The sequence below is a fragment of the Microcystis sp. M179S2 genome (assembly GCF_020245805.1).
Taxonomy (GTDB): Bacteria; Cyanobacteriota; Cyanobacteriia; order Cyanobacteriales; family Microcystaceae; genus Microcystis; species Microcystis aeruginosa.
Window position 1 is genome coordinate 1 of record NZ_JADBUE010000329.1, and the last position, 3,754, is coordinate 3,754.

The 3,754-nt window shown below is 40.3% G+C and carries 2 protein-coding genes and 2 pseudogenes; all 4 read left to right on the forward strand.

The window, feature by feature from the left end; all coding sequences use genetic code 11:
- Positions 1 to 134 (forward strand): annotated as a pseudogene (locus tag IM500_RS20410) (IS630 family transposase); the annotation flags it as partial.
- An 85-nt stretch (positions 135 to 219) separates the two neighbouring features.
- Complete coding sequence (locus IM500_RS20415; protein ID WP_287739435.1) at positions 220 to 2,451, forward strand: cadherin domain-containing protein; 2,232 nt, start codon at positions 220 to 222, stop codon at positions 2,449 to 2,451.
- Between the two features lie 190 nt (positions 2,452 to 2,641).
- Positions 2,642 to 3,271 carry a PEP-CTERM sorting domain-containing protein gene (locus tag IM500_RS20420; RefSeq protein WP_287739436.1) on the forward strand — a complete coding sequence of 210 codons (630 nt, stop codon included), beginning with the start codon at positions 2,642 to 2,644 and terminating at the stop codon, positions 3,269 to 3,271.
- A 132-nt stretch (positions 3,272 to 3,403) separates the two neighbouring features.
- A pseudogene (locus IM500_RS20425) lies at positions 3,404 to 3,754 on the forward strand (hypothetical protein); the annotation flags it as partial.

Below are 3,754 nucleotides of genomic sequence, written 5' to 3' on the forward strand. Positions count from 1 at the left end.
AGAACTTTTCTGACTTTTCTTCAGCTATTTATGAATGTCTGAATGATGCCCATCTGAAACATAAAAAAGAACTGGATTCCTTGCTGACTCTACGATTTCAGAAGTTTAATAAATCTCAGATTATGAACGTCTAAAGTATATACAGTTGGGGGGACAGCTACCCTTAATACAGACTACAGCCAAACCGGTGCAGCGAGTTTTAATGGGACAACAGGGACAGTGACTTTCGCCGCTAATGCTACTACTGCTACCGTAACAATTGACCCGACAGCAGATAATATAGCTGACCCGGATGAAACTGTAACTTTAACCCTCGCTTCGGGGACTGGTTATACAGTGGGGACGACCACCACAGTGACGGGAACAATTAATGACGATATCAACCCCCCTACCCCCACTTTCATCAGCAAATATGATACTCCTGGATGGGCTTTTGGTGTGGAAGTAGTGGGAAATTACGCATATTTGGCTGATTATGATTCAGGACTGCAAATCATCGACATCAGCAACCCCAGTAACCCCATTTTCAAAGGCAATTATGATACTGACGGCGCTTGGGATGTGGAAGTAGTGGGGAATTACGCTTATATAGCTGATGGGAGTTCAGGACTACAAATTATCAACATCAGTAACCCCACCAACCCCACTTTCATCGGTAATTATGACAATTTTAGTGCAGTCGTTGATGTGCAAGTAGTGGGGAATTACGCATATTTGGCTAATGGGAATTCATTACTGCAAATCATCGACATCAGCAATCCCACCAACCCCATATTAAAAGGCAGTTATGATGATAGTTCTGGTTTTGCTGATGGTGTACAGGTAGTGGGGAATTATGCTTATATAGCTGATTATTTTTCAGGACTGCAAATCATCGACATCAGCAATCCCACCAACCCCATATTAAAAGGCAATTATTATAGTTCTGGTAATGCTAGGGATGTGGAAGTAGTGGGAAATTACGCATATTTGGCTGATTATGATTCAGGACTGCAAATCATCGACATCAGCAATCCCACCAACCCCATATTAAAAGGCAATTATTATAGTTCCGGCGAGGCTACTGATGTGCAAGTAGTAGGGAATTACGCATATCTAGCTGCTGGAGGAGGTGGACTGCAAATCATCGACATCAGCAACCCTACTAATCCCACTATCAAAGGTAATTATCAAAACAACTATGACTATGCTTTTGATGTGAAAGTAGTCAGTAATTATGCTTATGTAGCTGCGCGTGAAGGCGGATTGCAGATTATTGATGTGAGTGACTTCAATGATGTCAATGAATCTCCCACAAACCTCAACCTATCTAACAACACCGTCGCGGAAAACTCACCCCTGAATACCCTCATCGGTAACTTCAACACTACTGACCCTGATACTGGTAATACCTTCACCTATAGCTTAGTTACTGGGATAGGAGATACTGATAACAGTCTCTTTACCATCGACGGGAATCAACTCAAAGTTAATGGACTTTTAGACTACGAAACCCAGAATAATTACAGTATTCGGGTTAAAACCACAGACCAAGGCGGTTTGTCCTATGAAAAACAACTAACCGTCAGTGTTAGCGATGTCAACGAAAACCCAACAAATCTCAACCTATCTAACAACACCGTCGCGGAAAACTCACCCCTAAATACCCTCATCGGTAACTTCAACACTACTGACCCTGATACTGGTAATACCTTCACCTATAGCTTAGTTACTGGTATAGGTTCAACTGATAATAGTCTCTTTACCATCGACGGAAACCAACTCAAAACTAATACTCCTCTCAACTACGAAACCAAGAATAATTACAGTATCCGGGTTAAAACCACAGACCAAGGCGGTTTGTCTTATGAGAAACAACTCACCGTCAATGTTACCAATATTCCAGAACAAAGGATATCTATTGATAAAAACGCGATTACTTTCGGGACTCCCCTCTCACAATATCGTCAAGGTTGGAGTAACAGTAACCTAGTTCGTCCCAAATTTGCCGATACATTCCGATACATTGACATCACCAATACAGGAGTTAACGACGAAGATATTCTCGCCATTTCCAACATAGAAGTTAAAGCCTCCAACGTTACCACTAACGCTGATTTCAGTCAGGGAGATATCTTACTCAATCCGGGACAAACTTGGCGTGTTCAATTAACTTATGCACCCACCGCAGCGCGAGAAAGCTTTAACCTCAATGATGGTTTAGTTATTCACAGTAACGCCATCAATAACACGGCCTATAATATCGCCTTAACTGGTAAATCAACCTTTAACAGCGATATTACTTACAATGGTAAAGTAGATCGGGGTGACTTAGCACCATTACAAGCCGCTTTTAACAGTAGTATTGGTGGTTCTAAATACGATCCCACTGCTGATATTAATGGAGACGGTGGAATCAATTTAGGTGACTTCTTAGTCTTAACTTCTGACTACGGACTAAGCTTGTTCTAACCTAATTTATAGCAATGAAAAGTAGAGTTTAGGGTGCGTTAGGTCAAAAAACTAAAATTAACCATCCGCCGTAACGCACCACCTCTATCATTCAATTGATGCGTTACCCTATCGCTAACACAACCTACGAGTGCCACGAGTAATCTACAACCTGATTTAGTCTTATCCATTCACAAATTGACAGAAAATTATGCCTAATTTAGCCGTTGAATTTAATCTGATAGAAGACATCGCAGGAACCCCCGGTGGATTCCTTAATCAAAATAATTCCTTAAATATAGGCGATCGCTTTTTTGTTCAAGTCTTAATGAGGGATATTCATAGTAATCCTATCGGATTAACTGGTAGTGCTATCAATCTCAATTTTGAAGCCAAAAAAATCCAAAATATTGACATTCCTTTTAATCCAGTTGATGATAATAGTCCCTTAGTTACTTCTAACTTTACTCTCTTTCGAGGAGGAACCTTAAATAACATTAATGGGACAATTACCGACTTAGGGGGAGCATCTTTTCCTGATGCCGGTTTAGGTTCACTCTTGGGACTGAATCAACCAGAACAATTTAGCTTAATGCACTTTCAAGTTATTGGAAAAGGTAGCTCTAATTTAATCCTAAATGTAGATTTGAGTCAAACAATTTTTGCTGATGGAACCTTAGCCGCTAATGATACAACTAATCCAAGTCAATTCATTCAAATTGTCCCTATTGTCCCCGCAAATTACACTGTAACTATACCTGAACCCAGTCTAAATATAGGTTTATTTATCCTACTAGGCGTTATACCTGTTCTCAAGAAACAGTATGCCAAAAGAGTGTAGGCTGAGTGTTTGCGGCTATCAATTCCGTCAAAAAAACAAAATTAACAATCCGCCGTAACGCACCACCTCTATTATTAAATTGGTGCGTTACGCTATTGTGCTTCATACCCTAGAAGTAAGCGGACAACTCAAATGAACCGAACAACCGCCAATTATGATGAACCCTGGAAAGAAGCTTTAACCGAGTATTTTGAAGCGTTGTTCTAGAAAACGAGTTTCTTGAAGAAACCCGTTTTCTAGACTTTAAGACAAAAAAACGTTTTGCTGACAAACTCTATTCAGTTATCAGTTATCAGTTATCAGTGACTAATTGGAAGCAAGTAGCAATCCCTTTGCTATAATAGTCATGGCACACCTGAAAACAAAAGCGACTACCGGGAAGCTGCCACAACGGGAACAGTGGAAGTGGAAGTTAATCAGGGGATTATATGAAAAGGAGTTCGAGAGGGAACAGATAATTAAACTGTTTGAAATCATCGACAA